We start from the raw sequence: 3,663 nt of genomic DNA, 5'->3' as shown, positions 1-3,663 counted from the left end.
TTTTTAGATAAAATAAATAAATATAAAGCTGAACCTTTATTAATATTAACAGGAGGTGTACATTTACATACTGTAATAGCTGATAATTATGATATATTGAAAAAGATAATAAATGAATTGAAGCTAAAAAAATATATAATTTCTGATTAAGTTATACTTTCTTTAATAAGTATAATTGATGATTATTTATAAAGAGGTGATTAAAATTGAAAAAAAAGAAACTGGCATTGGGTACGGTAATTTTGATTTTGGCCTTATGTATTATATTTTTAAATAATATTGTAAACTTTGTAATTAATATAGAATGGTTTAAAGAAGTAGGATATTTATCTGTTTATTTTACTAAGATTATTGCTATGTTTAAGCTTATAGTACCTTTATTCATAATAAGTTTTATAGGTATATGGTTGTATTATAAGAGCCTTCGGATAAGTATAATAAAGTATAGAAAAGTCGTTGAAGTGAATAGCAATAAAGATAAATTTGAAAGAAAAATAGTTTTAATTGTTGATCTAATTGCTTCATTTGTGGTTTCTTATATATTTGCAGCAACTTATTGGTATAGAACTTTACAATTTACAAATTCTGTACCTTTTAATATAAAAGATCCTCTTTTAAATTTAGATGTTTCTTTTTATGTATTTAGATTACCACTTATACGATCTCTATATAATGCATTTTTGAGTTTGGTAATATTTTTATGTTTAATAACACTATTTACATATTTTTTATTGAATATAAAAGACAGGTTTATTTTAAGAAGCTTTAAAAAAAGACCTGGTAAAATAGATATTTTAAATAGTGATATTACAAGATTTGCAGGGAAACAATTGGCAGTTTTAGCTGCTCTTATAATGATTTTTATATCGGTAGGATATGTTTTAAAGTGTATTGGACTTGTATATAGTGAAAATGGTGTGGCATTTGGGGCCAGTTATACTGATGTTCATGTAAGCTTGTTGTTTTATAAAATTATTGCAGTAGCGTCTATTATTGCAGCTATAGTTATATTCATAAGTATAATTAAATCTAGGTTTAAATATATTGTAATTTCAATAGCTGTAATAGCAATATTAGTTGTAGTTAAAAGTATATCATACTTTGTAGTACAAAATTTTATTGTAAAATCTAATCAGAAAACTTTAGAGCAGCCTTATATAAAATATGATATAGATTATACCCGTAAGGCATATAATATTGACAATATGGCAACTACTTCTTTTCAGGTAAAAAATGATTTGACTTCAGCAGATATAAAGAACAATATGGATACTATAGATAATATAAGAGTTAACTCCTTTGATCCAACTCTTGAATTTTATAACCAAGTTCAGATTATAAGGTATTATTATCAATTCAATAATATTGATGTGGATAGATATTATATAAATGGAAAATTCAATCAAGTATTTATAGGAGCAAGAGAAATAAATAGCAAGGCAATAGATCCTAATACATGGCAGAATAGGCACCTTGTATACACTCATGGTTACGGTATAGTAATGAATAAAGTAAATTCTGTAACCTCAGAAGGACAGCCTAATTTTGTCGTAAAGGATATGCCTCCGCAAAATTCTACAGATATAAAATTAGCTAATCCAAGGATATACTTTGGAGAGAAAACAGACGATTATGCAGTTGTAAATACTAAATTGGATGAGTTTGATTACCCAAAAGGAAGCGATAATGCAACTAATAACTATAATGGCACTGCTGGAATAAAGCTGGGAATAATCAACAGAATTTTGTTTGCCATAAATCAAAAGGATATAAATTTTCTTTTATCTAGGGATATAACTAAGGAAAGTAAAATATTGATAAATAGAAATATAAAAGATAGAGTTAATAAAATTGCACCGTTTTTAAATTATGAATCTGATCCATATATAATAATGAGTGGTGGTAAACTCTATTGGATCTTAGATGGTTATACATTCTCAAATGAATATCCTTTTTCACAGCCGCAAAATGGACTTAACTATATAAGGAATTCTGTAAAAGTTGTTATGAATGCTGAAAATGGAAATGTTAATTTTTATATCATGGATAAAAATGATCCTATAATTAAAAGTTATGCGAAAATATTTCCCGGGCTATTTAAAGATGTAAGTGAGTTGTCACAAGATATAGTTAAGCATTTTAAGTATCCTAAAGATCTATTTAATATTCAATGTAGCATACTTGGAAAATACCATGTAACAAATCCAGGAGTATTTTATAGTGGTGAGGATTTATGGGAAGTAGCCAGTAATCAAAAGGAAGTTAGTGGAGAAAAAAGTTTAATTGAATCACCTTATGTGGTTATGAGGCCCGCAGGTGCTTCAAAGGAAGAAATGATATTATTACAGTATTTCAATATGAGAGATAAGGATAATATGGTTGCTTTATTTGGCGCTAGAATGGATGGAGACAATTATGGAAAACTCATTCTTTATAAATTTCCGCCTGAAAAAACTATATACAGCCCTTATCTGTTTAAACAAAAATTAAATCAGGATACAACTATATCTCAGCAGTTGTCTCTTTGGAATAAAAATGGTTCTACAGTTCAATTTGGTGATACTATGATAGTTCCTATAAAAAATTCGTTGCTATATGTAGAGCCTATGTATTTAAGAGCTAATGGGAAAGATAGTATCCCTGAGATGAAAAGAGTTATAGTATCTTACGGGGATAAGATATTGTTAGCTCAAAGTATAGACGATGCCTTAAATCAAATATTTAATTATAATCAGGATTCTAGTAATGAAAGTATTGATAATTCTCAAAAGCAAACGACACCTTCCGTTAATAGTGATCAAATGAAAAGGGCAAAAACCTTATATGATAATGCAATAAGTGCACAAAAAAATGGAGATTGGGCAAAATATGGAGAAGATATTGAGGAACTTGGAAAAATAATAGATTCATTAAGTAAATAGAAATAGTGTTTTGGATTATAGAAGAATGTGTTTAGGTACTTTGAAAGGAAGATTTGACATGGATTATGATGTAATTATATTGGGTGGAGGAATAGTAGGATGTGCAGTTTCTTATGAACTTTCCAAATATAATTTAAATATAGCATTGATTGAAAAGGACTATGATATAGCTGATGATGTAGCACTTATAAATTCTTCTATAGTTTATGATGGATTAGAATGTGAAGATACATTATTGGCCAGATTAGAACTTATGGGTAACAAACTTATACCTGGCTTAGCATCTAAATTTAATATTTGTTTTAAAAAAAAGGGATATTTACTTGTTGCAAATAACCGGGAAAGTGAAAAAAGGTTGACTGAAATATATTGTACAGCTTTAAAAAGAGGAATAAAAAATATACATTTATTGAATCCTAAGGAAATTTATAAAGTAGAACCTGGATTGAATGAGAATATAAGAAAAGCTATTTATTCTGAAAATACGGGAATTATATCTCCTTATGATTTAGCAATCTCATATGGTGAAATTGCATTTGACAATGGGGTTAATTTTAAGTTAGGAGAAGAAGTTTTAGATATAGAAAATATATCGAAGGGATTTAAGGTGATAACTAATAAAAATAAGTTTACTTGTAATATGGTGTTAAATACAACTCCAAGAGAAAATTACAGTATAGATAGCCAAAATAAAATAAATAAGGATAGAAAATATTTAAAATATTTTCTTATAGATAAAAAT

3 protein-coding genes are annotated in these 3,663 nt (G+C 27.2%); all 3 read left to right on the top strand.

Annotated features, from left to right (window positions below; genetic code table 11):
• The first annotated feature begins 12 nt into the window (after positions 1-12).
• Positions 13-150 (top strand): 3H domain-containing protein, encoded by a 138-nt coding sequence (locus J5G60_RS17300; RefSeq protein WP_442870526.1) that lies wholly within the window; start codon positions 13-15, stop codon positions 148-150.
• Between the two features lie 56 nt (positions 151-206).
• The gene (locus J5G60_RS17295) at positions 207-2,921 is read left to right on the top strand and encodes a UPF0182 family protein (protein ID WP_150358915.1); all 2,715 of its coding nucleotides are present in this window, start codon (positions 207-209) and stop codon (positions 2,919-2,921) included.
• A gap of 58 nt (positions 2,922-2,979) precedes the next feature.
• The coding region (locus J5G60_RS17290; RefSeq protein ID WP_150358914.1) for an NAD(P)/FAD-dependent oxidoreductase at positions 2,980-3,663 on the top strand (684 nt) is incomplete at its 3' end.

It is taken from the genome of Clostridium sp. HV4-5-A1G (genome assembly GCF_900184915.1).
In the GTDB taxonomy this organism is placed as follows: domain Bacteria; phylum Bacillota; class Clostridia; order Clostridiales; family Clostridiaceae; genus Clostridium_B; species Clostridium_B aromativorans.
The sequence above is the reverse complement of the archived record's forward strand: the minus strand, read 5'-3'. Positions and strand labels throughout refer to the sequence as shown.